The organism is Velazquezella soli (genome assembly GCF_977018685.1).
On the sequence record NZ_CDRNXF010000001.1, the window covers coordinates 137,466 to 162,457 of the forward strand.

General features: G+C 57.9%; 30 protein-coding genes and 2 pseudogenes. 16 read left to right on the forward strand and 16 right to left on the reverse strand.

Annotation, left to right across the window (positions count from 1 at the left end; all coding sequences use genetic code 11):
• Positions 1–365 precede the first annotated feature (365 nt).
• The 3 genes from AC0JZ8_RS00615 (at position 366) to AC0JZ8_RS00625 (ending at position 1,530) form a co-directional block, all read left to right on the forward strand.
• Positions 366–734 carry a response regulator gene (locus tag AC0JZ8_RS00615; RefSeq protein ID WP_471891334.1) on the forward strand — a complete coding sequence of 123 codons (369 nt, stop codon included), beginning with the start codon at positions 366–368 and terminating at the stop codon, positions 732–734.
• Between the two features lie 146 nt (positions 735–880).
• Positions 881–1,243, forward strand: a complete 363-nt coding sequence (locus AC0JZ8_RS00620; protein WP_471891335.1) for an ArsR/SmtB family transcription factor — start codon at positions 881–883, stop codon at positions 1,241–1,243.
• Between the two features lie 23 nt (positions 1,244–1,266).
• Positions 1,267–1,530 (forward strand): hypothetical protein, encoded by a 264-nt coding sequence (locus AC0JZ8_RS00625; RefSeq protein WP_471891336.1) that lies wholly within the window; start codon positions 1,267–1,269, stop codon positions 1,528–1,530.
• Positions 1,531–1,915: 385 nt separating this feature from the next.
• On the opposite strand, the gene AC0JZ8_RS00630 is transcribed toward AC0JZ8_RS00625, so the two are convergent.
• Entirely contained in the window at positions 1,916–2,863 is a 948-nt protein-coding gene (locus AC0JZ8_RS00630) for a YiiG family protein (protein WP_471891337.1), read from the reverse strand.
• 188 nt (positions 2,864–3,051) lie between these two features.
• On the opposite strand from AC0JZ8_RS00630, the gene AC0JZ8_RS00635 reads away from it, so the two are divergent.
• Positions 3,052–3,756: an SOS response-associated peptidase gene (locus AC0JZ8_RS00635; RefSeq protein WP_471891338.1), complete on the forward strand. Its 705-nt coding sequence runs from the start codon at positions 3,052–3,054 to the stop codon at positions 3,754–3,756.
• A gap of 722 nt (positions 3,757–4,478) precedes the next feature.
• Here AC0JZ8_RS00635 and AC0JZ8_RS00640 read toward each other — a convergent pair.
• A complete protein-coding gene (locus AC0JZ8_RS00640) occupies positions 4,479–4,838 on the reverse strand; it encodes a hypothetical protein (protein WP_471891339.1) in 360 nt (119 codons plus the stop codon).
• A 47-nt stretch (positions 4,839–4,885) separates the two neighbouring features.
• On the opposite strand from AC0JZ8_RS00640, the gene ku (AC0JZ8_RS00645) reads away from it, so the two are divergent.
• From ku (AC0JZ8_RS00645) to AC0JZ8_RS00655, 3 genes are read left to right on the forward strand one after another with little or no spacing between them, the layout of a single operon-like run.
• Complete coding sequence (gene ku / locus AC0JZ8_RS00645; protein ID WP_471891340.1) at positions 4,886–5,791, forward strand: non-homologous end joining protein Ku; 906 nt, start codon at positions 4,886–4,888, stop codon at positions 5,789–5,791.
• Between the two features lie 10 nt (positions 5,792–5,801).
• A complete protein-coding gene (gene ku / locus AC0JZ8_RS00650; RefSeq protein ID WP_471891341.1) occupies positions 5,802–6,614 on the forward strand; it encodes a non-homologous end joining protein Ku in 813 nt (270 codons plus the stop codon).
• A 1-nt stretch (position 6,615) separates the two neighbouring features.
• Complete coding sequence (locus tag AC0JZ8_RS00655) at positions 6,616–6,933, forward strand: hypothetical protein (RefSeq protein ID WP_471891342.1); 318 nt, start codon at positions 6,616–6,618, stop codon at positions 6,931–6,933.
• 197 nt (positions 6,934–7,130) lie between these two features.
• On the opposite strand, the gene AC0JZ8_RS00660 is transcribed toward AC0JZ8_RS00655, so the two are convergent.
• Complete coding sequence (locus tag AC0JZ8_RS00660; protein ID WP_092665011.1) at positions 7,131–7,337, reverse strand: hypothetical protein; 207 nt, start codon at positions 7,335–7,337, stop codon at positions 7,131–7,133.
• 1,315 nt (positions 7,338–8,652) lie between these two features.
• On the opposite strand from AC0JZ8_RS00660, the gene AC0JZ8_RS00665 reads away from it, so the two are divergent.
• The gene (locus tag AC0JZ8_RS00665; RefSeq protein WP_012653071.1) at positions 8,653–8,892 is read left to right on the forward strand and encodes a type II toxin-antitoxin system VapB family antitoxin; all 240 of its coding nucleotides are present in this window, start codon (positions 8,653–8,655) and stop codon (positions 8,890–8,892) included.
• Positions 8,892–9,326: a type II toxin-antitoxin system VapC family toxin gene (locus AC0JZ8_RS00670; protein ID WP_113112094.1), complete on the forward strand. Its 435-nt coding sequence runs from the start codon at positions 8,892–8,894 to the stop codon at positions 9,324–9,326. Before AC0JZ8_RS00665 ends, AC0JZ8_RS00670 begins: the two co-directional genes overlap by 1 nt.
• Before the next feature lie 595 nt (positions 9,327–9,921).
• Here AC0JZ8_RS00670 and AC0JZ8_RS00675 read toward each other — a convergent pair.
• Positions 9,922–10,068, reverse strand: a pseudogene (locus AC0JZ8_RS00675) (ethanolamine utilization protein); the annotation flags it as partial.
• Positions 10,069–10,253: 185 nt separating this feature from the next.
• Between AC0JZ8_RS00675 and rpsU the strand changes: the two are divergent.
• Positions 10,254–10,493 carry a 30S ribosomal protein S21 gene (gene rpsU / locus AC0JZ8_RS00680; protein ID WP_471891343.1) on the forward strand — a complete coding sequence of 80 codons (240 nt, stop codon included), beginning with the start codon at positions 10,254–10,256 and terminating at the stop codon, positions 10,491–10,493.
• 93 nt (positions 10,494–10,586) lie between these two features.
• On the opposite strand, the gene AC0JZ8_RS00685 is transcribed toward rpsU, so the two are convergent.
• A complete protein-coding gene (locus AC0JZ8_RS00685) occupies positions 10,587–10,820 on the reverse strand; it encodes a hypothetical protein (RefSeq protein ID WP_471891344.1) in 234 nt (77 codons plus the stop codon).
• Positions 10,821–11,294: 474 nt separating this feature from the next.
• Here AC0JZ8_RS00685 and AC0JZ8_RS00690 point away from each other — a divergent pair, with 474 nt between their 5' ends.
• Both AC0JZ8_RS00690 and AC0JZ8_RS00695 read left to right on the forward strand, forming a co-directional pair.
• Positions 11,295–11,789 carry a YciE/YciF ferroxidase family protein gene (locus AC0JZ8_RS00690; protein WP_092664991.1) on the forward strand — a complete coding sequence of 165 codons (495 nt, stop codon included), beginning with the start codon at positions 11,295–11,297 and terminating at the stop codon, positions 11,787–11,789.
• Positions 11,790–12,860: 1,071 nt separating this feature from the next.
• Positions 12,861–13,211: an ArsR/SmtB family transcription factor gene (locus AC0JZ8_RS00695; RefSeq protein WP_162734815.1), complete on the forward strand. Its 351-nt coding sequence runs from the start codon at positions 12,861–12,863 to the stop codon at positions 13,209–13,211.
• A 341-nt stretch (positions 13,212–13,552) separates the two neighbouring features.
• On the opposite strand, the gene AC0JZ8_RS00700 is transcribed toward AC0JZ8_RS00695, so the two are convergent.
• Entirely contained in the window at positions 13,553–13,726 is a 174-nt protein-coding gene (locus tag AC0JZ8_RS00700) for a DUF3606 domain-containing protein (protein ID WP_471891345.1), read from the reverse strand.
• A gap of 114 nt (positions 13,727–13,840) precedes the next feature.
• Here AC0JZ8_RS00700 and ligD point away from each other — a divergent pair, with 114 nt between their 5' ends.
• On the forward strand, positions 13,841–14,896 hold the full coding sequence (ligD, locus tag AC0JZ8_RS00705; RefSeq protein WP_471891346.1) for a non-homologous end-joining DNA ligase: 1,056 nt from the start codon (positions 13,841–13,843) through the stop codon (positions 14,894–14,896).
• Positions 14,897–15,075: 179 nt separating this feature from the next.
• Here ligD and AC0JZ8_RS00710 read toward each other — a convergent pair whose 3' ends face one another.
• From AC0JZ8_RS00710 to AC0JZ8_RS00745, 8 genes and pseudogenes are all read right to left on the reverse strand, one after another.
• A complete protein-coding gene (locus AC0JZ8_RS00710) occupies positions 15,076–15,252 on the reverse strand; it encodes a hypothetical protein (RefSeq protein WP_471891347.1) in 177 nt (58 codons plus the stop codon).
• Between the two features lie 143 nt (positions 15,253–15,395).
• Entirely contained in the window at positions 15,396–16,568 is a 1,173-nt protein-coding gene (locus AC0JZ8_RS00715; RefSeq protein WP_471891348.1) for a sensor histidine kinase, read from the reverse strand.
• A gap of 84 nt (positions 16,569–16,652) precedes the next feature.
• Positions 16,653–17,024, reverse strand: coding sequence for a response regulator (locus AC0JZ8_RS00720; RefSeq protein ID WP_184656177.1), 372 nt, complete (start codon positions 17,022–17,024; stop codon positions 16,653–16,655).
• Positions 17,021–18,427, reverse strand: coding sequence for a sensor histidine kinase (locus AC0JZ8_RS00725; RefSeq protein WP_471891349.1), 1,407 nt, complete (start codon positions 18,425–18,427; stop codon positions 17,021–17,023). The genes AC0JZ8_RS00720 and AC0JZ8_RS00725 overlap by 4 nt, the downstream gene beginning before the upstream one ends.
• Before the next feature lie 94 nt (positions 18,428–18,521).
• A complete protein-coding gene (locus tag AC0JZ8_RS00730) occupies positions 18,522–18,911 on the reverse strand; it encodes a response regulator (RefSeq protein ID WP_471891350.1) in 390 nt (129 codons plus the stop codon).
• Between the two features lie 65 nt (positions 18,912–18,976).
• Positions 18,977–19,225, reverse strand: coding sequence for a sensor histidine kinase (locus tag AC0JZ8_RS00735; protein ID WP_471891351.1), 249 nt, complete (start codon positions 19,223–19,225; stop codon positions 18,977–18,979).
• Positions 19,226–19,285: 60 nt separating this feature from the next.
• Positions 19,286–19,744 (reverse strand): sensor histidine kinase, encoded by a 459-nt coding sequence (locus tag AC0JZ8_RS00740; protein ID WP_471891352.1) that lies wholly within the window; start codon positions 19,742–19,744, stop codon positions 19,286–19,288.
• An 18-nt stretch (positions 19,745–19,762) separates the two neighbouring features.
• Positions 19,763–19,906 (reverse strand): annotated as a pseudogene (locus tag AC0JZ8_RS00745) (GAF domain-containing protein); the annotation flags it as partial.
• On the opposite strand from AC0JZ8_RS00745, the gene AC0JZ8_RS00750 reads away from it, so the two are divergent.
• The 3 genes from AC0JZ8_RS00750 to AC0JZ8_RS00760 all read left to right on the forward strand — a co-directional run bounded on the left by AC0JZ8_RS00750 (position 19,844) and on the right by AC0JZ8_RS00760 (position 22,361).
• Positions 19,844–20,173, forward strand: a complete 330-nt coding sequence (locus AC0JZ8_RS00750) for a hypothetical protein (protein ID WP_471891353.1) — start codon at positions 19,844–19,846, stop codon at positions 20,171–20,173. The pseudogene AC0JZ8_RS00745 and the gene AC0JZ8_RS00750 sit on opposite strands and share 63 nt — an antisense overlap.
• Positions 20,174–20,540: 367 nt before the next feature.
• On the forward strand, positions 20,541–20,744 hold the full coding sequence (locus tag AC0JZ8_RS00755; protein WP_471891354.1) for a hypothetical protein: 204 nt from the start codon (positions 20,541–20,543) through the stop codon (positions 20,742–20,744).
• Between the two features lie 1,215 nt (positions 20,745–21,959).
• Entirely contained in the window at positions 21,960–22,361 is a 402-nt protein-coding gene (locus AC0JZ8_RS00760) for a hypothetical protein (RefSeq protein ID WP_471891355.1), read from the forward strand.
• Between the two features lie 184 nt (positions 22,362–22,545).
• Here AC0JZ8_RS00760 and AC0JZ8_RS00765 read toward each other — a convergent pair whose 3' ends face one another.
• Both AC0JZ8_RS00765 and AC0JZ8_RS00770 read right to left on the reverse strand, forming a co-directional pair.
• Positions 22,546–22,989, reverse strand: coding sequence for a BA14K family protein (locus AC0JZ8_RS00765; RefSeq protein ID WP_471891356.1), 444 nt, complete (start codon positions 22,987–22,989; stop codon positions 22,546–22,548).
• A gap of 653 nt (positions 22,990–23,642) precedes the next feature.
• The gene (locus AC0JZ8_RS00770) at positions 23,643–23,876 is read right to left on the reverse strand and encodes a hypothetical protein (protein WP_471891357.1); all 234 of its coding nucleotides are present in this window, start codon (positions 23,874–23,876) and stop codon (positions 23,643–23,645) included.
• Positions 23,877–24,992: the final 1,116 nt, after the last annotated feature.

The following is a 24,992-nucleotide window of genomic DNA, read 5'->3' on the forward strand; positions in this document are numbered from 1 at the left end:
TAGCGTCGAGATAGCAAATCCAGGAGCGTCGCCTTCAGGCACTCCTATTGCACCGAAGCCGTCCTTCTCCGTGGCTTTCGTGACTTCGACGACGACCCCCATGTCAGGGAGATGATTGCGGTCGGTCGGAGACACAGCGACGGTGCCCGCCCCGTCTGATTTCTGGTTGACCTGAGCGCCGCGGGTCTGGAAGCATGTCGGAGTTCGGACGAGCGATCGCCTCGACGTCTAGCCGTCGACCCGTTCTTCGGTCCCGCCGCGAAGCGCCATTCAATGCCCGGTTGAAAGTATTATCGCGAAACAACTTTTCTTCAGGAACGATAACCACATGGTTCTGTTGTCCCGCCACAGCCAAGGAGTGGGGCATGCGCAGAGTACTCGTGGTCGAGGACGAAGTCCTGATCCGGATGACCGTGACCGACGCTCTTGAGGATTCGGGTTTCGAGGTGATCGAAGCCGGATCGGCGGACGAGGCCATGGAAAAGATGGACGACGGTGCCATCCACTTCCTGTTTACCGACATTCAGATGCCAGGCCGTCTTACGGGCGTCGACCTCGCCCACGAGGTGGCCGCCCGGTTCCCGGAGGCTGGGATCGTGGTCGCATCGGGTCGTATCATGCCGTGCGACATCGACCTGCCCCCGTCGGCTCGCTTCTATTCGAAGCCTTATGACCTCAACCAAATCGTCGCGGCGTTCGAAGCGATGTTCCGCCGTACTGACTTCGATATCTGACGGCTTCAGGTCTCGGATGACATTCTGCCTTTCCGGTAGGTGAACGTCGAGCTCGACCGGTTCCGTACCTGAACCTTCCTTGTCCATCATGCGCAGACCTGCCTTCCCCATCCCGGGGAGGACGTCGAGCGCCCGGAGATGCCACGATGCGTATGACAGTTCCCTCGGCGACGGAAATTGCCCAAGCCTCCAGATTCCTGACTTTGATCGGGAACGGGAAGCGCATTCTTATCCTCGATATCGTCAGCCGAAACGAAACCTCGGTGGGTAAGCTGGCCTTCATGGTGGGCATGGGACAATCGGCCTTGTCACAGCATCTGACCATCCTGAAAAACGCCCACCTGGTGCAGACGCGACGCGACGCCCAGACGATCTATTACAGGAGCGAGTCTGCATCGGTCGCTTCGATACTGGCGGTCCTCTACGAGATTCTCGACATTGAGGTTCCCGCTTACCGAGGCGTCGAAGGTGTCGACGAACCCATGGTCGTGGAACTGCTCAGACAGTAAGCGCGACAGCAGGAGATGTCGGCATGAATATCATCGTAGTCGACTTCCACGCGCGATGGCGGGCGCCCGTCGTCATCATCGGAGACGAGCCGTCACCGACCATCACCGTCCTTGGTCCGGCTGACGCGTTGCGGTATCTGAGGACGTGCGCGGCCAGGTCGGACAGGGTTTACATCCGCGCGGTCGATCTCTGCCAACACGCCCTTCTGAACGGCGTTGACCCGGAACTGTCGCGTCCGCATTTTCTCGCCGCGTGCGCCAACTTGGGTTTAGAGGAGCCAAGCTAAGGCTGGAAGAAGCGATCAGGAGGCCAGGCGGCGCGCATACAATGTCAGCGCGACAAGGCCGCCGACCGCGGCCCAGTGATAGGAGAACGTTCCGCCAAGATGGGCTGACACGGTCCGCTAAATCAGAATGCTGCGGTAGCTACCCGCACCTTGCGGTGTAATTACTTCGGGAGCGCCTGTTCGGTTCAGGCAAAAAACACGTCGTCGCCGTCGACCGACCCCGAGACGTCCTTCGGCCCAATCGCTGCCAAAGAAGACCCGACCCGTCCCATATGCCTCTGCTACCCAATCCTCGGCACCTCTCCTGAAACGGCCGGAGAACGCCGTCTCGTCGTAGGGAGCGAGCGCCTGAGTAACGGAGGTCAGCGCATGGGGTAATTGGATCTTAGTCCTTGGCAAACACCGTAGCGGACTCTGAGGTGGAGACCATCGTGTTGTAGTCAGAGACAAGCCATTCGAGATCGTCGCCCGCGCCTTTGCGGGCGTCGCCTTTGGCCATCTCGAGTTTTTCGTCGAAATTGCGAAGCTTGGACAGGAGCGACGCCGGGCTGGACTCAAACACGTGGAATGAGTTGGGATGCTGCAGAGCGTAGTCGTCGAACTCCCGGACAGCCTGAGCGTAGTCGGCAAGCACTGATCTGAATGCAGGCATGGCGACCACGGGATTTTCGTTTGTCGGCATCACGTCCATCACGGCCTCTGCCCGGAACATGACGTTTCGCACATGCCAGCGCGATTTCTTGCCCTCGGCCTTTTCGAGCGCGAGCAGCGATGCGCGGTCGAGCTTGACCTTTTCGGTCCTCAATGCGGCGTCCACTGTCTTCCGGCGTTCTTCATAGACGGGCGAAAGGGCAGCGATGTCCTTATGGAACGCCTTACCGTCTGCCATTTTGTCCGACTTATAGTCTTGGCGCTCGTAATACTTGTTCGCCCGCTCAATGACGGGAGCCAGTTGCTGGTATGTCTCGACATAGGCTGTCATGGCAGCGTCAAGCTCCGGCAGCTTTGGCTCTTCCTGAGCGGAAGCCAAGGCTTTGCCCGCCAACTCTCTCACGTCGTATAGAGAGTACATGCCATAGATGATGCGCTCCTTGCCGGTCGGGCCCTTCTTCATGTCGACCCAACTGTCGTATCGCTGTAGCGACTCGGACGCGCGCAGGGTTTGGTTGAGAAACTCGACGTACGTGTTCATCTTGCCCATCGCCGCGTCAGATACGGTGGCATCGGGTGGCGACTGGGCCTGTACGGCGGATGTCCCCAACAGATATGGGGCCGAACCCTGAAGGATCAGGACCAGAACCGAGGCGGTAACCGCCTTTGCGAGCGTCTTCATCGGATGCGTTCCCCCATCGATCAGCCTGCTATCTGTCGCGCAAGATCCCTAGATCAAGGCCTCGTCTCACTCGGAAGAGCCCGAACGCCGCCTTCATGTTAATGACGCTCCGCCGTCATCTAGCCATTGAAAGCGCTGTTGATACTCCAGCGTGGCCGCATATCTAAGCACGACACGGAGAGACGGGCATGTGCAACCTCTACAATGTCACGACCAACCAGCAGGCGATCAGGGACTTCATCAGCATCTCGCGGTTTCGGGAAGGAAACCTGGCGCCGTCAATTAGTGTCCACCCGGATCGCGACGGACCGATCATCCGCATGGACACCGAAGGCGAGCGCGAGCTGACCATGTCAACATGGGGCATGCCGACGCCTGAGGTGCATCTCGACGGCAAGCCCGACAGGGGTGTTACGAACGTCCGCAAGACATTCATTCCCCACTGGCAGCAGTGGCTCCGCGTCAAGAACCGCTGCCTTGTTCCCGCGACGGCATTCAGTGAGTATGAACAGACGGCCGACCCGACTACGGGGAAAAAGCCGCTACGATGGTTCGTCGTCGGCGAGGATCAGCCGCTATTCATGCTCGCAGGCATTCATACGAAGTGGATTGGCGCACGAGGCCCGATCAAGGCACCCCGAGAGGGTGAACATGACCTCTATGCCTTCCTTACGACCGATGCCAACGAGATCGTAAAACCTATCCATCCGAAAGCTATGCCCGTCCTTCTGACGACGAAGGAAGAATGCGAGATTTGGATGACCGCGCCATGGAGCGAGGCAAAGTCCCTTCAACGTCCCCTGCCCGCAGACCGAATGATGGTGTTGCCGCGTTACACGGAGGTAGGTGGCCTTGGGGGCCTTCCGGCACAGACGAAAGACCTGTTCGGCTGAAGGGTCGTCGAACGGCCGTAGTGAAACAGACATCGCTAAGCGTATAGTCGCGTATCTGTCATGGCTGAGCAGATGAAGGCGAGCCGACCTTGGTGGCGGCGATCCGCTCTTCAAGAGTACCCGCCGTACCGAGGGCAGTATGTCGCTTCGAGCCCCTGGACCGACCGCGCAACCGCTCGTATTAATTTACGAGAAGCGAGGCTCGCCGCCCGCTTGGAGCGTGGTCCGTCCGCAGCGAGCCTCGGCTGCAGGCTAGGACCTCGGGCGGGCAACCGCAGCACGCCATTGTGGACCAATCGCCATACGTGAGCAACGGCCATATCTGACCCTCTGAACGCTAGGCGACCCGGCGGGATCGAAGGTCAACCGTTCCTGTGCTTGCCTCGAGGCAGAGAATGCCTCTGTCCGTCAGACGGTGAGGCTCGACAGAAGCGCACAGACCGAAGGACGCAAGTTCTTCTATACAGAGGACATGCTTCGACCCAAGTCGTCGCGGAAGCTGACCAGCGAGCATGCGCAGCGTTTCAATCTCGTCCGGTATCAATTCGGGCATAGGTCCCTCCAACGCCCGAATAGGACGTCGGTGGTAGACAGGTCAACGACACGATCACGTGTCGACGCATCGGCAATGGCCGCCGTGATTCCCACAGCCGGGTTGGCCGTCAGGTATAACGGACTGCGATGCTGGCTTGTAGGTTGACGCCGTTCTGCATCCGTTCCAATTATTCGTCATGGTCGGGAATCTCAGAACACTTGCCGAAGCCGTCAGGCACAACATGGTCGTCGTTGCGGCATGCCGCCCATGCGGTCGCGAAGGCAGGTTTCTGGCGCGTGACCTCGCCCAGTACAAAGGTTGGAACGCCAACCCTTGGAAACTGAAGTTCAGGTGCAGCGCCTGCGACGGGACCGAGATGAAAGTCACTTGCGAGTTGTTCGATCCCGATCCCAGAAGCGTCCAGGTGATCTGGAAACCAATTGAGATCAAACGGTAAGCCTGCATGACGAAACCACGCTGAATCAAACTCGCAAGATATCCGCTCAAGCCATTGAAAAATGATTCGTTTTGACTCGGAACGAATCACTTCGAATCCGATTGGAGTCGCCAACCAGGTGATTCGGAGTAAAGCGTATGGCAGGTCATCGAGCGCAGTGGAAAGGCTTCCTCAAGTTCGGAGAGGTCACAGCGGGTGTAGCGCTTTATACGGCAGCCTCCACCTCCGACCGCATCACTTTCAACACGATCAATTCGGCGACAGGCAACCGCGTCAATCGCGTCTTCATCGACAGCGAGACCGAAAAGTTGGTGCCTAAGGAAGCCCAGACGAAGGGCTTTGAGATCGAGAACGGCCAGTATCTCGTCATCGACCCAGACGAGGTGGCCGCCACGATCCCGGAGAGCGACAAGACGCTCGAAATCGAGGCGTTTATCCCCTGCTCCGACGTCGACGACGTCTACTTCGACAAGCCCTACTACCTCACCCCCGATCGCATGGGCTCCGACGCGTTTGCTGCACTGCGCGACGGCATGAGGAGGTCGAAGGTCGCAGCCATCGCGAGGACTGTCCTCTTCCGGAGAATGCGCACGGTTCTCATCCGTCCCCACGGCAAGGGCCTGATCGCCACGACGCTGAATTACGACTACGAAGTTCGGTCCAGCGCGAAGGCGTTCGAGGAAATGCCGAAGCTGGAGATCGAAGGCGAGATGCTCGATCTCGCCAAGCACATCATCAGCACGAAGAAGGGGACATTCGATCCGGCAACCTTCGACGACCGATATGAGGCAGCACTCGCTGAACTGGTGAAGGCCAAGGTCGAAGGCAAGGCGCTTCCCAAGCGCAAGAAGATAGAGGTCTCGCAGCCGAGCGACCTGCTCGCCGCCCTACGAGAGAGCGCAGGGCTGCTGAAGGCTGCCGAATCCAAACCGGAACGCACGGCTGCCAATGCCAATGCTGGCACTGGTCGGAAACGTGCGGCGCGTGGGGCGGTCGGGAAGTCCGCCGCTTCGAAGACCGCCCCGCAGCGCAAGGCAAGCTAGGAGAGAGACGATGGCAATCCGTCCTTACTGGAAAGGCTACCTCAAGCTTTCTCTCGTCACCTGCCCGGTCTCCATGACCCCGGCGACAAGCGAGAGCGAGAAGGTGCGGTTTCATACGCTGAACCGCGAAACAGGCAACCGTGTCGTCTCGCAGTACATCGACTCTGTCACCGGGAAACCCGTGAAAGACCGCAACGAGGCGAAGGGGTATGCCCGTGGTGAGAACGACTACATTATCCTGACCGACGACGACCTCGACGCAGTGCAACTCGACACGGTGAAGACGATCGACATCCAGAAGTTCGTGCCGTCGCAAAGCATAGAGTGGGTCTACCTCGAAAAACCGCACTACTTGATGCCTGACGATGCCGTCGGCCACGAGGCTTTCGCCGTCATCCGTGATGCGATGAAGGCCGACAATGTCGTCGGTGTATCCAAGCTGGTGATCGGTCGTCGCGAACGGGCTGTGGTGCTGGAGCCGCGCGACAACGGGATTGTCCTCTGGTCTCTTCGCTTTGGGGACGAGGTCCGGACGGAAGAGGCGTATTTCGAAGACATAGACGACGAAGCAGAACCCGGCCTGATCCCTCTCGTGCAAAAACTGATCAAACAGAAGTCTGCGAGATGGTCGCCTGAGATGGTGAGCGATCCTATCCAGGAGAGCCTGCTGAAGCTGATCGAGGAGAAGAAGAGAACCCTGAAGCCCACACGGAAGGCCTCGAAGACAAAGGAAGCGCCTGCTCCCGCATCGAACGTGGTCAATATCATGGACGCGTTGCGCAAATCTGTCGCGCACGACCTTAAAAGCAGGAAGGCAATCTGATATGGTCGACCATCCCGAAATCACCCTGTGCGAACCAGCACCGTTTCTCTACCACGAAAACGGACAGATCGCGGTGACCGACGGCTCGCAGGTCTGGTCGGTGATCGTGACATGCGAAGCGATCAGAGCGATTGCCAACCCGCCAGAGATGTCGTTGCGTCGTCTGACGCTTAACGCCAACTTTCTCACTGGTCTGGCTGCTGCCGCGATATCTCGCGGGGAAGATATCGGCGGTAAGGTGTTCGTCAGCGAGAGCGATGTACTTTTTGCGCGGATATTGCCAGTTTCATCGGAGGCGCTCGCGCCTCTTCACAGGTGACGATCTGTGCGCGATGCAGAGCTGGCATAGAGGCAGTGGTACAGCTTCTAAGCCTACGGTGACTTTGCCTCGCGGATCGACATGCCCGAACTTCCAAGCTTCCTAGACCTGAAGCGCAACCGGGCAGCAGAACCGTAGTGGGGTAGGTGATAGGACTGAACCCGAAACACACAATGGCGACGACATCGATACATGCGTCACTCCAATGCACCGAGTTCGCGAAAGGCCCGGCGTTGATCTTCTAGAGTATCTCCATCGAAGAACACACGAAATGCCTTGCCTTGCGATTTTAAATCCCGAGCAGTCTGTAATGCGTCGGTAAATAGCAGCTTCGGCTCATTTTGAGTATCAATGCCATCAGGGTCGGTCGAACTGAGGGGAATTATCTGGAATGTAGCTGCCATGGTCTCTCCTTGAAGACGTTAGCCTTCATTGCCGTCCGAAACAAAGTTCTCCGAGCCGCTGCTTCGGGGAGCTTCTAAGGCTCTCGCCTGAGGCAGCCATTTGGTCTCTAGGATAGACCCGATGGCCAGGACGACCTCATCAACGCTCCAATTGGCGTCTGCTAGTTCATGAATAAGCGCAACTAGCTTATGATCAATGATCTCCAGCAGTTCGCTATCCTGCGATCGTTCTGGCACCATCCCCAAATCCTCCAACTGCTGAAGTCGAATCGCTGAGGATAGACATACCGCGTGAAACGAAGTCAGTTCTCGATACGCTATCCCACACGGAAACGCTCATGGCACCTACCGCTTCGGAGTAGACGTGTTGGACGCCTCGTCACCATCGTTCTCTTTGGGGCATTGCTGTTTGTCGTCCTGTCGTTTCAGATCACGCTCGATTGTCTCACGTGAGCCCTCAGCGGGATCTTGCTCCGGGTGTTTCTCAGCTTCACTCACATCATTTCTCCCGTTTTTCGGACGCGCTAATTGGCGTAGAAACAGCAACAAATTTATTGCTTGATAGTTCCGCGGGATAGCCACTTCGCGGCCTGGGCTGCTAGACGGTTCACGTGACTACCGAGTCACTGCATTCGCCCGTCGCGCGTCTCACCTACCGTTGAAATCCGATTGGTGAGAACCACAAGCGATGGCTTCAACGTCGTCGACCTCTTTCCTGCTGTCTGATGATAAGCTAGACGCCGCGGAACATATGTGAAGCCGCTGGGTTTCTGCCCTGATCACGAGACGACGACCATTGCTGACCGGGACCAAGATGAATTCGAAATCCGGTCGTCAGAGGGCATGTCCGTCGGCTCGGCGGCGTGAGCGCGTCCTGCTGGCATGTGTGCCAACTCGGCTACCGGAATTTCCCGACGGCTTTTCTTTGACTTACAGAGACTAGAACAGACCACGGTGCGCTCCAGCATCCTGCTGCCTTAGCCGCCCGCGCCCTGCGATGTGACAACTTCCGGACCGCCCTGCTCTGCCCATGCATGGATCAAGTCGTCTCTTCGATCGAGACGGAGATGTCCAGCGTCCCCCTCACAGCTGAAAAAGACCCGTACTTCAGCGAGTGGTCGCAAGTTCGTGGATGACCAGGGCAAGACCCGTCTGCTCCCTCACCCACGCCCATCCGTGGTACCACCACCCGCACGGCTTGAACGCCGCCGCTTCGTCTGAGGCAAAAGGGCGATCATTCCTTCGCAAAGATCTGGAGACCATTGCGAGCATATGCTATTCGGGATATTATAATATCCACGAAAGGATATGTATCATGCCGCTCTACATCAAAGATCCTGAAGTAGATACGCTTACCGAAGAGCTGATCCGCTTGACCAAGACATCCAAGGTTGATGCCGTGAAGACGGCGCTTAGGCGCGAGATCGCCAGCCGCAAGGGCAGCTTGCCCATGCGTGAGCGCCTGGCTAAGTCTCTCGCGATGGCGAGGGACGCCGGTCCCTTTGCGCCGGGGGATCACAAACGAGAAACTGACGAAATGTGGGGCGAAGACTGATGCTATTCGTTGACGCTTCCGTGGCCGTCGCAATCCTAGCCGGCGAAGACGACGCCGGCGAGCTGATGCACAGGCTTGAACAGCATGACGGCCCCTTTTACGTGTCGCCGGTGGTTCGCATGGAAGCCTCGCTTTCGCTGACGCGGCGTATGGCCGAGGCGACAGGCCGCGACCGTCCCGCTACGCCTGACATGCTCGCTAAGGCGCGAAGGATGGTCGATCAATTTTTCGCGGACCTTGAAGCCAAGGAGGCCATGATCTCGGGAGATGTGGGGACCAAGGCGCTGGACGCCGCACAGCAGTTCGGGAAGATCGTCAATCACCCGGCGAAACTCAATATGGGTGATTGTTTCACCTATGCCTGCGCCAGAGCCTACCGCACGAAGATTGCTTACAAGGGCAACGACTTTACTGAGACCGATCTCGGCTGGTGACCGTCAAACGCGCGAGGTAGTCATGTCTGGAGATGTATCGCAGATTTTTCTACACATTTTCTCCATGCCAATGGGCCTAAGGCGAAAGACGCTGGAAAGATGACGACGCGGGCTTTGCTATCTTCGACACATATGAGCTGCGAAGGAGGACGCCCTACAGCTACGGGAAGACATCGTGCGTCATGGCGAAACTGAGTAGACACCCGTCCACATCGAGAAGCTTGTCCTCGCCCATGAACAGGGAAAATCTGCTGCTTCTATTCAATTCGGGCTTTGGAGGCCGCTGTCACGAGCACGAAGTGTTGGACTCGATCGACTAAAGTCAGCCACGACGAGCGGGATTTTCACATCCGGCGTGGAGCTCCGAGGAGCAAATCCATTTCCTTGGACGTCAAAACATTGCCGGTTTTCAGAATGTAAGCTGCGATATAGGTCAGCTTCTCATTGACCTTGCTCTCACCCTGCGGCCTGCAATGGAGGATTGCGTGTCGGCTTTCCGCTTCTTGCCTCATCAGAGCGTCGTCAGACTGAGCGGCGTCTACCGTCGCGTGGAGCGTGGCGATGTACTGATCGATCAACTCCTCAAGGCATGTCTAACGGGGCCACCATCCTTCTCGTCGATTAGGTTTCCAACAAAGATATCGGCATCCTGTCCAGGTGATCGCTCCAGACTGAATTTCTGAACCTTCATTTCTACCTCCCTATTCCCGACTGGAGGTAGTGTGGTGGCCGAGATCAGCAAGGCTGACAGTAGAGGAGACGAAGATCACCAAGAGCTCCACCTTACCGACACTCGAACAGCCATTACACGGAGATCAGAGGAGCGGCGGCGCGCACGATGCTGGAAAAGGATCACGTCAAGATTGAATCCCCTTCAGGTATGTGGCTATAGAGATCGGTCGAAAGAGCAGCGCTTAGGGAGCAACCATGCTGATACAGGTCAGAGACAACAACGTGGATCAGGCGCTGCGCCTTCTGAAGAAGAAGCTGCAGCAGGAAGGCGTCCTGCGGGAGATGCGGCGTCGCGAGCACTACGAGAAGCCGTCCGAAAAACGTGCGCGAGAGAAGGCCGAAGGTATTCGTCGTGCCCGAAAGCTCGCGCAGAAGAAGCTGAACCGGGAGCTCGGCATAGTCCCTGCGAAGTCGAAGCCGGCCCGAGGGCAGTAAGCGCTCCCGCGCCAATGCACCCCTATGGTACTCGTCGAGTTAGCTGCCGCATATGACTGTCTGCGCGAAGAAGCTGCCATGGCGGACCAGCACTTATTTCGCCAACAGACGTCTCGATGCGAACACTGCATCCATCGCTTCCACGACCGCCTGCTCTACCGGCTTGTCGAAAAATACTTCCGGTCTGGTCGCCAGAGCCAGAAATGTCGCTTCGATAAGTTCGTCTTTCTCCGGTCCCGCCAGATGGTATCTAAGCGCGTATCGCCCAAGCAGGGATTGAAGCACGAGCTTGTCGTTGTCCGAAAGACTACGCACGGACCTATTCATTCGAACCTCCCAGGCTACGTCCTCCCGACATCGCCCTTCCACTCAAGACCTGCAATCTACAATAAACGTCGATCGCCACAAGCCTGATGCGGGACGACCGGCAATCGACGACTTAGCCTTTCGACCGCCGCACGGGCTCCAGTTGCTGTGCGGACTGGCACACCGTCTAATGCCTCCTAGCAGCGATTGAGTACGATTTTCCATGCCGGCGAGCTAGCGATTGCTCCAACGCTCTCTAGTCGCTCCCGTCGTGAACGACTTGGCTAGCAGACGCGGAACATATCGAATTCCGATGGGTTTCTCCTGCGGCCACGAGGCGGCAACCATGACAGACCTAGACGAAATCATAATTATGATCGCCGGGGAATGTCAGTCGTCTCGTTCGGCATTCCCGCCACCAAGTGACGGGTGAGCCAAAGCGGCCGCCGGAATTCCCGGCGGCTTTCTTTCCCCTATCGAGAACGGAACAGAACCATGGCCGACACCAAAAATCTCGCAGACCTTTTTCATGACACGCTCAAAGACGTGTACTTCGCCGAAAAGAAGATCGTCGATACCCTACCGTTGATGAACGAAGCTGCCAAGAATGGAAGCCTCAAAGATGCTTTCACCCAGCACCTCGCCGAAACTAAGGTTCACATCGAGCGGCTGGAACAGGTGTTCAAGATCATTGGCAAGGATCCTGAGCCGAAGACATGCGCCGCTATCCTCGGCATCACCGACGAAGGCGACGAGATCATGAAGGAATATGCGGGTTCCCCCGCGCTGGACGCAGGGCTCTTGGCTGCGGCGCAGGCTGTAGAGCATTACGAAATGTCGCGCTATGGGACATTGCGGACTTGGGCGCTGGAGCTCGGCTTAAGTGATGCGGCCAGCCTTCTTCAGGCAACGCTGGACGAAGAGCAGGCGACCGACTTGACTCTGACTTCGATCGCGACATCTGTCGTCAATCAGAACGCCGAAGGCTGATAAGAACTCTACGAGGAAGAGGGGCAGCAGCACAGTGCAGCCCCGCTTCCTCACGGACCAGTAAAGACGCATCAAGCCGCGAGACCACTCATGCCGGACTTCGGGAAAGCCATAATAAGGTACCGAGGTTCCGGGGGGAGACTGCCTCTCGGCTCGCCGGGATGAATGACGGCGAGCCAGTTTCGCCCACACTCTCGCAACGTCCAGCGAACTCCCACGAAGGTTCCTGCAGATTTGTCCATCCCGACGCGTCGGCGGGTGGTTTTCGCGGCACTTCAACGTGTAGGTTTCACCGGGCGATCGGACGCCTCCTGGTACGCACGGGGACCCCGATCATCTACACCTCTGCGATCGGCGCCGAACAACTGGACGACCCGCTCGAGATCGTAAGGTTTCGGAATGAACTCGACATGGTCGGCAAGGTCCGCTGCTTCCGGTCCTACTCTCGCAGGCGTCACGACCGTGCGAATTGTTGGCCATCGGCTGCACACCAGACGGGACAGCGCCAGCCCGTCGAGCCTGCCGGCCTGTTGACGTCAGCGAATATGATGTCGATATCGCTTCGGGACGACAGAATTCACAACGCCTCGTCCCCGGTTAGGGCCTCTGTCGGCTAGAACCCGCATTCTCCGAAATAGTCGGAGGTGCCCATCAGTATCAGAGGTTCGTCGTCGACGATAAGGACGACGGTCTTACCGGTGACGGCCTGGGTCATCTAATACTACATTCAGTCTGGCGCCGCCGGGATCGCTATCACCCACATCTTCGATCCGCAGGCAGCGGTTTCTAGCTAAATGGTTCTCGAAGCATGAGCTGCAGCTTCGCGGAACTTCAATGCCAGTCTGCCTGGATTTTTTTTCGTTGCCGAGTTTCGTTGCGGAACGAAATCCGCTCGGTTCTGTTCTCCCGCCACAACGAGAGCGGGGGATGGCGTCGCAAGTTTCACAACGTCGTATCGCAACTCCTGACGTTCGATATGGCGGACGTCGAAGACGACGACCTATTCAGCAACATCAACGGCAGACCTACATCCCAACTGGAAAAGATCGTCGTGCGCCAGGAGAGACCAGATTGCATACGACGAAGCTTTCGGAGGCGGAGATCGCCATGGCCGCGTGCCTCCTGACCGCCATGGGCAACAGGAAGCGTATGCTCATCCTCGATATCGTCAGCAAAAACGAGACGTCGGTCGGCAAGCTGGCGGTCATGTTGGGCATGGGACAGTCGGCGCTGTCACAGCAGTTGACTATACTGAAGAACGCGGAGCTGGTTCAGACCCGACGCGATGGGCACACCATCTACTACAGAACCGATTCCGAACAGGTCAGGATGATCCTTGCGACGCTCTACGAGCTATTCGATATCGCAGTGCCCTCGCCTCGCGACGGAGAGATAGCGAACGAGATCCTCGTCACGGGATAAGCGGGTAAGGACGAGAACCGGGAATATCGGCATGAACATCATCGGGGACGACTTCTACGCCCTCTAACGGTTGCCCGTCGTGATAACCATAGACGGCTGGCACTAATGCCTCCGACGGCCAGCGAGCACAGCGACATGGACCAGGACAGCTGTCGAAAGCAGGATCGAAGAAACCAGCGCCGCGACCGATAGCAGTCCCCGGTCTGTGATCTCTACCTCCGCCCTTAGGCCGCTATGCCTGGTCACCATTAACGAGACTTCGGCTCTCTGGACATCATGGATCGGCGAGACACCGGGGGCCTGATGCTTCTTCTGGTCAACGACATTTGGCCCGCCATCACTCATTTCTTCAGCTTGTCCTCGACCTTGGCACGGCTGTTGCCAGCTTCCTTAACTGTCTGCTTGACCTTCGCCTTGGATACGCCTTCCTTCTTCGCCTCGTATGCGACCTCGTGGTCCTGCCCTGCGGCGACCCGTGCCCCGTCTTGATTGCGCCCGCGTGTTGTCGTTGCCATCTGAGCCTCCCTGGTTTGAGTGGTCACCGATAACTGGGCAGGATTCGCGAAGTTCCCTGACAGGTGAAGTGCGAGCCGGCCGTTCTTTAACCTTTCCGTGGTCTCCTTGCGATCATGGCAAGGAAACCATCGGATCGCCCAAGACTTCAGAGCCTGAAAATCGAGCCCGACGCGCCGTTACGCGGGGGCCGACGAAAGCCACGCGATCCAGCGCAGCCACAGCTACCTCTCGACCCCATGCCCGCCCGCGTCGAGCCTTGTCTCGCGCTTCTGGCAAGCAAGCCGCCGGAGGGCCCGGCGTGGGGCTACGAGGTGAAGTGGGACGGCTACCGTGTCGCCGTGCATGTTGAACTCGGCGGCAAGGTCCGCATTCTGACGCGCGGCGGACACGACTGGACCGACCGATTTCCAACCCTCGCAAAGGCTGTCAGGGAGCTCGGTCCGGGGACGATGATACTGGACGGGGAAGCCGTCATTCTAGACGAACAGGGGCGAAGCGACTTCAACCTGCTCGTGGCGTCTCTCGGGGGCCGAGGGGGCACGAAGGTGTCGTCGGACACAGTGCTGTATGCATTCGATCTTCTTTATCTCGACGGTCACGACATATCGATGCTGTCTCTCGAGGAGCGTCGCATGCTCCTAGATCCGCTGTTGAGCAACGCCTCGGGCGCGATCCGGCTTTCCGAGATGTTCGAAACCGACGGAGCCTCCCTGTTCTCAAGTGCGGCGGAGCTCGGCCTCGAAGGAATCGTTGCGAAGAGGCTCGACGCGCCCTACAGGCCGGGCCGTGGTGGCGACTGGCGCAAGATCAACTGCGTTCAGGCCGACACCTTCGTCGTCATCGGTTACGAGCCTTCCACTTCGTCCACGGGCGCCATCGGCAGCCTGATGCTCGCGGCACGCAAGGGCGACGATCTGCTCTACGTCGGAAACGTCGGGACAGGTTTTTCGGATGCGGTCGCGCGTCGGCTCAGGAAAGAGCTCGACGCGATCGCTACGAAGCGACCGATAATCCGCGTGAAGGCAAAGTCGGCCGTCTACGTCGAACCGATCATCGCCGCCGAAATCGAATACCGCGCGTGGACAGGCGATGGAAAACTCCGACATGCATCGTTTAAGGGCGTAAGGGAAGCTTCGGACGAAATCACGATCTACGAAGTCAAAGACTGATCGCTGAATGCGGCAGGCCAGTTATCGTCTGGCGCTCTCTCGCGGCAACAGCCAGCTGGTGTTCCTCCTCTAGCGTCGACAGACGCGCATTCGCGGCATCGAATTCGATTAGCCAACGGACGGCCAGCGCCCCGTCTACCGTCAGCGCCTTCAAGTGTCCGAACCCGCCGTCGCTGTCCTCAGTCGCGAGTTGACAATTCGTTTTCCAGCTCGAGAAGCCTTGTTCTGTGGCACGAAAGGAAAAATGAATACTGAGGGTCACCCTCGCCGCCAAACCCATGAGCGGCCTCGTATTGGTAGATGATCTCACGCAGTTCCCGGTGGTCTTTTTCCAGCTTTGCCCTGACGATATCCATGCGACGCTCCTTATCGCAGCTGAGAATTTACAACGAGCGATATTGTTCCAACGGCAAGGCCGTATGGATAACAGGTCATAATCGCAGCCGAGCTGTGTCGTTGCCCCTCTACAGGTTACATCGGAATACTTGGAAAGCAGGCGCTACGACCCGATATCCTGCACCGTAGCCATTGGCGCTTTGAACGTCGCCGTGAAGCCCGTAGGAAGATAAGACTTCTCGACGTCCCCTGTCCCAGCGATCCCCATCCTGATCAGCCTCGATCCAAATCCCCGCCGGATCGGTACGGATATTTCAGGTCCGCCGCTTTCGGTCCAAACCATCGAGAGGATGGGACCGCCGCCGGAATCATCGACCGACCATTTCACCGACACCTTGCCAGTTTCATTCGAGAGCGAACCGTACTTTATGGCGTTGGTGGCGAGTTCGTGCAGTAGAAGCGACAGCGACAATCCGGCTTTGGGGCCGAGCGTGACTTTGGGTCCTTCCAGCTCCCGGCGGTTCTCGTCTGCGTGCAGCGTCAGCACGCTCAGCATGACTTCGGCGATCTCGGCGGACGACCAATTCTCGCGCAGCAGTACGTCGTGCGCCCTGCTGAGCGCCTGCAGACGCCCGGTGAAGGCATCGACCGCGTCGCGCTCGCTGACGTCTTTCAACGTCTGACCAGCTATCGCCAGCACCATCGCCAACGTATTCTTCATTCGGTGGCTGAGTTCGGCGTTGAGCAGTTTGCGCTCTTCGTCCGCCCGCGCCATTTTCTGTGTTTGAGCAAGTCTGCTTTCGCTCAGTCGGCGCTGTGTATCTGCTTCATCGGACTTTTCACGCAGTGCCTTACGGAGTTCCAGCTGGACCATCACCTGTCGTGCGAGAAGCTTGAGAGTGTCCTGTTGCAACTCGTCGAGAACCATTGGCTCGTATCCAAGCACGCACACAGTCCCGATCGCGAAGTCGTCGTCCGTTTTCAGAAGCGCCCCCGCGTAGAACCGGAGATGCGGTTCGCCCGTCACCAGCGGATTGCACTCGAAGCGCGTGTCCTTGGTTGCGTCGGTCACCATAAGGAAATCGTTCTCTAGGATCGCCTTGGCGCAGAACGAGCTGTCGAATGGCGACGACCTTACACCCAGCCCCACTTCGGCTTTGAAAAACTGCAGCCGATCCCCGATCAGATTGACGACGGCGATCGGCGTTCCGCAGATACGTGCGGCGATCTTGGCGATGTCATCGAAAGCCTTCTCCGGTTCCGTGTCCAGGACGTCATAGGCGTACAACGCCGTGAGCCTGCGCTCTTCGAGGAAGTCGGCTGCGGTATTTTCCAACTACATTCCTTTGGCCTGACAAACTCAGGTCGACAATTTCACTTACTCTCAACTACACTTCAAAGCGACGGATATCGGGGCACTTCAGGTGACTGCTGTCCCGATCACGGTTAGGACCTCACGCTCCGAGTATGGCTTTCCGACGAAACCGATCGGCTGCCATTCCATCGCCATCTGCCGAGTTCGTTCGTCCAGGTTACCGCTGACGAACAGGGACGGGATGTTCCACAGCTTCCTGAGGGCTGCGGCTGTTTCGACGCCGTTCGAGCCCCGCGCGAGATTGATATCCATGATGGCGACATCGATCCCGCCTTCCACGCCCTCGGCTATGGCCAGCGCCTCGGGCATGTCGGATGCCTGGCCGACAACGGTATAGCCTGCGTCGAGCAGCATGTCCTCGAGATCGAGCGCCAGTATCATTTCGTCTTCGACGATCATAACCCGCAATGCCGTCATCGTTCGGTCCTTGCGAAGGCAAGTCTGAAGCGATAGCCGTCCTGAGCTTTGGCTTCGTCGACCATGCCCCCAAGCTGCGCGGCCATGGTGGCGATGAGTCTACCCCTCAGTCCTCCGTCGGCTGGCGGTAAAAACGTTTCTGGCCCTGCAACAGTTAGTTCGACCTGGCCGTCGGCTACCGTCTTCAGAGAAACGACAATCGGCTTTTCCTCGTCCTGCACTCTCAGCGCCCCGGCTAGCAGCTCGTTGACGACCACCGAGATCGGGATCGCCCGCTCGGTCGGTAACTCTAGCGCATCGGCATCGACGATTACGGTGCGTGAAGCGTCGCCGACGAGATCGAGACAAAGTTTCGTCAAATGGTCAGCCATATCCACGCTTAGTGAGTTGCTGCTTCTGTATAGCCGCTCATGGACAGAGATGATGGCCCTGACGCGGGAGATCGCCTGGTCAAACGCTTCCTTGGTAGCGGGGTCTTGCAGCTTTCGAGCCTGAAGTCGCAATGTGCTGACGACAAGCTGGAGGCTGTTCTTGACCCGATGGTTCACCTCTGCGAGTAGGAGGTCCTTCTGCTCGACGAGGTCGGCCTGAGCGGCGAGCGCCTTGCTCAGTTCCGCCTCCCTCAAACGCTCGGCCGTGACGTCCATCAACACGCCGATCATGCGGACCTTCCCCGTAGAGGTCCGCAACACTTCTCCTTTTGAAGAGACGTATCGAACTTCCCCGGTGGGAAGTAAGATACGGTAGTCGAACCTCATAGTGGTCGTGTCTGGACAGGCCATTACTTCGGTGACGACCTGCTTCGCGGACGGCAGATCGTCGGGATGCATCCTCGCGAAGAAGGGGGCTGCGACAGGGCCGCCCTCGCCTGGCTCGAAACCGAAGAGCGTATCCACGGACTGGCTGCGCCGCCAAAGATCGGTTTCCGGTTCGTATTCCCAGCTCGCGAGATCGGCGGCATGAAGCGCGACCCTCAGGCGAGCGTCAGCCTCCTTAGCCTGCAGGACGCTTTCCGTGACGTCCATCGGGTTCTGAATGATGTACTCGATCTTGCCGTCGTCGCCGACTACCGGGGTGTGAACCGGGGTCCAGAACTTTTGTGCGAAGCCGCCGTCGCCCTGCGGAATGTCGTATTGGATGACCGCCATCTCATGCGGCTCGCCCGTTCTAAGGACGTGGCGCAGGGAAACTTCGAGAGGTCCCTGCTCGACCATTCCTTGGCCGTCCGGGTTCTCTGGAAAAGCCACAAGAATGCTCTGACCCACGATATCCTGGAGTGTGCGGTCGGTTAGTGCCAGATACGCGTCACTGGCTCCGACGATCGTGAGATCGGTATCGAGCACAAGATAGGGCTGTGGCATTCCCCTAAGGATCGCCGCGAAGTTCGTGGTAGGCGTGGACATTTAAATCGGCACCGCAATTCTCTCCATCACGACAGACCCTTGAATGATGAAGCCCTAAACTATCATATCGCGTCGCGCTACTCGGAACGAGACCCTATCGTGGCAGGCCATGCTCCCCCAACACATCGTGGACCAGATCTGGCGTAAACGGCTTGCTGATGAACCTGGCATTGCCCGGCAGGTCGTTAGGACCCGGTACCACCGCACCGGAAGCGATCACGACCCGGATATGCGGCCATCGCTGCGCGACAATACGGGCAAGGCCGAACCCGTCTAACTCTCCGGGCATTTGCACATCTGTGAACAGGAGCTGGAGCGACGAGTGCCTGTCCAGGAACGCGTAGGCCTGGTCCGCCGTGGACGCCTCGACGATCGAGTAGCCTTTCTCCGATATCATGTCGGCGGTATCCATGAGAATGAGCGGTTCGTCGTCGACGACGAGTGCGATCGGTTGGGAGAGCTTTTCGAATTCGGATGTTTCCATTCGTTCCCAAGTTGCGAGGAGGAAAATGTTTCCTCCCAAAAAATCCACGCTAATCAAGACCCTGCTCAGTTGCCCGATGGCACCAGCAGCGCGAACCGCGTCTCCTCGGGAGAGGACCTTACCGTCAGCGTCCGGCCATGTGCCAGCGCAATCTGGGACGCGATGTACAGGCCCAGCCCCAGCTCATCTCTCGACGTGTGTTCCCTTGCCCTCGTGAACGGCTGGAACAGCCTTTCCATCGCCTCCTGCGTAATAGGCTCCCCGGCGTTCGCGACCGATAATTCGAAGGCTTCTTCCGTTGTCGATGCCCTCACGGTGACCGGACAGTCCAGCGACCCGTGAGTGAGCGCGTTGCCCAGGAGATTGGAGAACAGCTATGCGCGCCTTGGATGGTCGACCCGTACGGTATGAGCGATGTCGAACTCGGCCTCTATCCGACGATCGGTCCAGACGCTCCGCATCTCTTCGACCACCTGCTCCAGTGTCGGCTGGAGAGGGGCATCTGTCAGCCGAAGAGTTATGCCTCCGCCGAGACGTCCGCGCGCGAAATCCATGACGTTGTCCACGACGTTCGACATCCTGTCGACGCTCTTCAGCATCAGGGCGACCACGGACCGGGCCCTGTCGTCGAGCGGCGCCTTTGCGAGCATGCGAGTGCCGGCCGTCATCGAAGCCAGGGGGTTGCGCAGGTCGTGAGCGAGCACGGCGATGAACTGCTCCCTGATGCTGGCGACTTCCTGTTCCTGACGCAGGTTTTCTTCGGTCTCGATCAGCAGCTGTCTGGCATCCAGGTGACTGGCGATCAGCTCCGCGAACAGTCGAAACATCGTCATGGTCTTCTTGTCGTCGACCAGAGCTGGCTTGGGGTCGATCGCGCACAGGGTGCCGAAGAGCGTGCCGTCCTTATGAATGATCGGAACGGAGATATAGCTTTGGAAGCCGTATTGGAGCGGCGTGTGGTGGTCGCAATACGGACTGCTGGCGACGTCGTCGATCGCGACGGCATCGTGCGAGGCCCGTATCTCATGGCAGATCGTGGTTCGAAGACGAGTTCACCGCCTTCCTCGAGGCCGAAGTCGATCGAGTCGAGGACCTTGCACGCCACCCATCGGTCTTCGGTCACCCGAGCGACTGCGACGAACGCCGTTGCGCGTTCAGGTTCGAGCCAGATTGCCGGACTGGTGCTGAAGGAGAAGCTCGGCGAGGGCGGCATCGAAGACATTCTCGTCTCCTTGATGACGCCTGAAGTGAGATGGCCGTGAGACAGTTGGATCCGCTGGCTCTACGTAGTGAGGCTCGGCGGTCGCATGGGAATTGGAGCCCCAACGCCGAGCCTCTGCCGCGATCGAAGCAAGGACCATCGCGACATTTTTAAACTACTGCGCAAGAGGCTGATTCGCTAGCAGCTACCGACATGAGTAACAGCCAGTTATTCGAGCCCAATGACAATAAGAATAAGCGGCGCTGCAGCCAGCACCAGAGCGACCACACATGCGACCGCCATCTTAACTCTGTAGGCTTTCCGAACTTTCGAACAGTCCCATTCATATGCCATCGGCGAGCCCCTCAAATCGTTGCCGTGTTTGACCAGCTAAGATTAGGCAAGTCGAGACGTTGAAGAATAATAGCTTGATTCTGACGATGATCCGTACGGTGCCGGCCATTGCTCGCGTCATCGATGCCGCCGGATGCCCGATGAGTCTGATGGGGAGCCAACTATCGCGGCGGCGCGGTCGGCTCTCCCAGACTACCCCCGTCCTCAGAAGGCAGTTCGGCTTAGTGAGCATTTGCGTGCCGCTGCCGCAATTGCTGAAAGTCACCCATAAAAAGTGAGGCCGGCAAGCGTCGACGGGAAGGGAATACCCAACACCGAGCCTTTACCGTGGCAAGTAAATTTTGGGGAACACCACGATCGTTAGAATGTAATGATCGCTGGCGATGTTTGCCATAACCTAGATCTGGCCCTAGCTGGAGGTCTAGCGCACACCCGAGAGTGCAGTCCGCGACGCTAGACCTCCAGCTACCAGCCCGAATGATATTCGATGGCGAGCGTAGATAGACCGAAGAGCACGCGAAGCCAACTGGCTTTTTCGCTCACCAGTAGGCGAGGAAGTCTATTGCTACGACACCCATAGCGATGAACGCGAACGCGGCTGTGGCAATCGTGGAAATACGAGTCATTGGAGCCTCCTATGGTTACAAAGCCATAGGTATGTCACTGGTTCCGACGCTACGCCAAACAGCGTTACCAATACATTAAAAGGCCCAGCCATATTTCAAACGGGCCATGCTTGGCTGCTCGCTACCCGAGAAGGACTCCGACGCTGACTACGCAAAAAGCCGACGACGCGATCAGCGCGGCCGTTAGTGTGTCGTGAGCTTGCCGCTGGATTGCGGTGGTAGCTCCAGCGACGGGCCGATATTTCGAGCAAAGGTCCCATCAGACAGCACCCAAGTACTGTCACACCCGTACCCCGAGGGGCACGCTTATGTGACCAGCAACGGATTGAGAAATCAAGGACCATTGGACGCTTCCGCCTGTCGCGCCTATAATCGCCTTCCCCATAGACAGGGCAGCAGGCGACGCTCGAAGCAGATTCGACGTGGTCCGCCGCGTCGAGCCTCAGCCGCGGGAGGGGGTCCTTTAGGGAAGGCAACCGCGGCGTCGCATCGTGTATCGATGGGGATGAACAGCGCAACGGCCAGATTTCGCACTGCTGACCTAAGCGACCCGGCGCAGAGGGCGCGACCCCATCCACAACTTTACTCGCATCCCTTGGAAAGACCCTCATCGTGCAGCGGAGTCGACCGTCGGCTGCGACTCTTGCTTTGGGCAAAAATGATCCTACCTTTCGCCTCGAATGCTCACCACGACCACGGATGTACTGGCGCGGTAGAGCAGCGATGAGGTCGGTGGCTTTTGCCCCGGCCTTTTCTGTTAGGAGCTTGTTCGGTCGACAGACGCTGTCCCGACACATGGAGGGAGCTTGACAATGAAAATGAGAAGTTTTGGAGGAGCGGTTGCCATCGGTTTGGCGTGCCTGACGCTTGCGGGCTGCGTCAGCGAGACTGGCGGCTACTCGACGTACGAAACTGTCTACGATCGCGGTGACCGATCGGACTACTATTGGCGTCGAGATCGCGTCCGATACCACGGCCATTATGGCCGCCCGGACCACTGGGATGGCCGGCCAGGCCGCCCCGGCCATTGGTCCGGTAGGCCAGATCGTCCGGGCGGTTGGGATGGGCGACCTGATCGTCCAGGTGGCTGGGATGGCGGACCAGATCGTCCAGACAGACCAGGTCGTCCCGATCGACCGGTCAGACCAGACCGTCCGGATCGGCCAACCAGGCCCGACCGTCCAGACAGACCGGAAAGACCGACGCGGCCGGATCGCGACAACTCTGGAAACTGGGGTGGTGATAGGCCCGACCGCGGTCACAACGTGATCATTCCACGTCAGTAGTCATCTGGATTGCCTTCGGCGGCTCCTGGCTGCCGAGGGCTCCGCGGCCGTTGCTGACCGTCCTGAGCGGAAATTGCATTTGGCGCGGCGCCTATCTGCCCTTCGCCAGATACCAAAAAAATCCCGTCATCGCTGACGGGATCTACTAACAACGTGTCATTCAAAACTTAGCGGCAGACGCGACGTGGTCCCGAGCTGGGCTGATACGTGTTGTCAGAGGCGCGGTACGAGCGGTAACGCGCTGCGCAGCTGCTGCTGCCGTTGCGGTTCTGCGAAGCGATCGCGCCGCCGATGATGGCGCCTGCAGCGAGGCCGCCGATGATAGCACCCGCATTGTTGCGGCGGCGGTTATCATAACGACGATCGTAGCGGCGGTTGCTGTAACGGTCGCGGCGATCGTACCTGTCTCTGCGATCATAACGATCGTAGCGATTGCTGTAGCGGCGCTCGCCCCGGGGAACATAGCGGCGGTTGTCGTCTCTGTATTGAACCTGCTGAACGTCGGTCGCCGGCGTAGAGGCGGCAATCGGCGCCCTTGGCATTGCCTGAGCCGGGACATACCCCGTGAACGCCGTCATTATCGAGATGACTATAATTGCGAGCTTTTTCAATTCACATCCTCCATTATTGGAAAACGGAGATAGGGCGAGATTCAGGGAGCGGTAGGGTTTAAGGCGAGCTAGCTGCTGTTGTGTACCAAACCGTTTACGATTGGACCGTTGAGCCGCCGCTCAACCACCGCTGAACGGATGGCAGCGGGGGGTTAAGTTCAAAGGAAACAACGGAATTTTTCTCTTCGACACCGCCCCCATGCGGAGACCGAATTTGGTCATCATCAGACTTCCTGGAGGCAGTGCTTGACGAAGTACGCTAATCGCCTCTCTTTCTCGCGGCCCATCAAAAGCTCCTGGTAGTGATTTCGAAGACTCTCTGCCGTGATCGATCCCACAATCCACTCTTCGACAGCGTTTAGGTACGTGGGATCGTCCTCGAATTGCAATCCAAGTGCGTGGGCTCTGTTTCGGACCGCTTCGAATATCTCACGGCGTCTCTCAGTCGTCATATGAACCTTCAATGTTTCGCTGACGATAGCAACACTCGTCGAAAATGACAGTAACCCACGATTGTACGGGATCGTACCATGGGCTTAGAAGGGGAACGTCTCTGGCTAGAGATGCTTAAGTCTCAGCGGTCGTAAGGTCCGCCGCCTAAAGCGACCGCAGAGCAGGCGACATTCTCAATCGGAGTGTCGCCTGTTTGCTCCTCACGACAGGAAGCCAGGCGCGTACTGAACTGAGAAGGTGAACCCTAGTACCGCTATAAGTCCCCGCGAGGAGTCAGACACTGTTATGGTGATGCTCTCTGCAGGTGGAAACTTACGAGCCACAAAAATGGCCAACGCGTTATAACCATCGTTCACTGCCGTGTGGGCATTCGCGACGTCAATCTCGACCTCTGCCTCGACACCGTCCTGAATATGCAAAATGAACTTTGGCATGCCATCTCCAGAAATTTAAGATTTGAAGGATGGTCATGAAAACGATCGCTACGCCACAGAATTCCGTACTTTCACTCCTCATAACCATCGGCGGCCGGTTATCGGTAGAAGATGACGGTGAGTGAATTAATCAGTGTCATTGTAGGGCATGCTCCAGGCTCGATGAAGCGCTCCGAGCAGCTGACATCCAGGCCATGGGCGGCGAGCCGGCTCGACGGCACTGGCTGGTCCTTCTGGTTCACGCGTAAGAACGTCGTTAATATCTTCCATTAGGACCATCACCTGCGACGAACGCTCACTCTCGGGTAAATTTCGGCCGCCATCCCCTCGCCGCTCCATAGCTGAGAAACGACGATGCCGCCCTTAGTTGCTCGTGCAGAAAGGACGCATCAGCAATAACTTCACGTAAGGCTGCTACGGCATCGCCGTGGTGCGCAGCAAGGATAACATCTACCGGATCGGTCTCATTCTTATCAGGCGCGTTAGCTTGGGTCGTGGGTATCATCTTCAAACCTGACGTGAATTGACTTTGTTCGCTCTATGTTCTCCTCGCTTCAATGAGAAGAGTCAAACCTACCGAAAACGGAATTCACAATAGAAGCGGAGCTGAACCGCCCTCGTCACCCCAACTGACCATAGGGGTTCTAATTTGAACACTACGCGGCGCGGGTACGCCATCGCGCGAGCGACCTCCCTCACCTAGATAACCATGGGCCTCTGATTACACTGAATGCTTTGGCGGGCGCGTAGTTGCCAATCAGGCGATCAAGGGTGTCTGCGCTGGTTCGCTTGGCCAAATTTTCGCAGCTCGTGGGCTGCCTTCAGTATCCGGCTCTAACAACATGCGCTAGGTTGCGATTTGTCGGAGTATCCAAAGCATGGAACCAGCTATCCGCATCCGATTTCCTCGGTTGGACGGCTGCGCTACCGGCGAAATCGAGCGCGAGGCCAAAGCCTTCGGCTAAGTGCGCGGCACACTCCATACTTTGTTGTTGGAATTATCGGCGGCAGCAGATACGCACTTTCACGAGAACTCGCTTACGCAGCGAGACTTGGCGGTGTTCCAGAAGCAGCTTTCTTCAAGAGCTCGCACAACACAACGAACCTTCGGTCAGC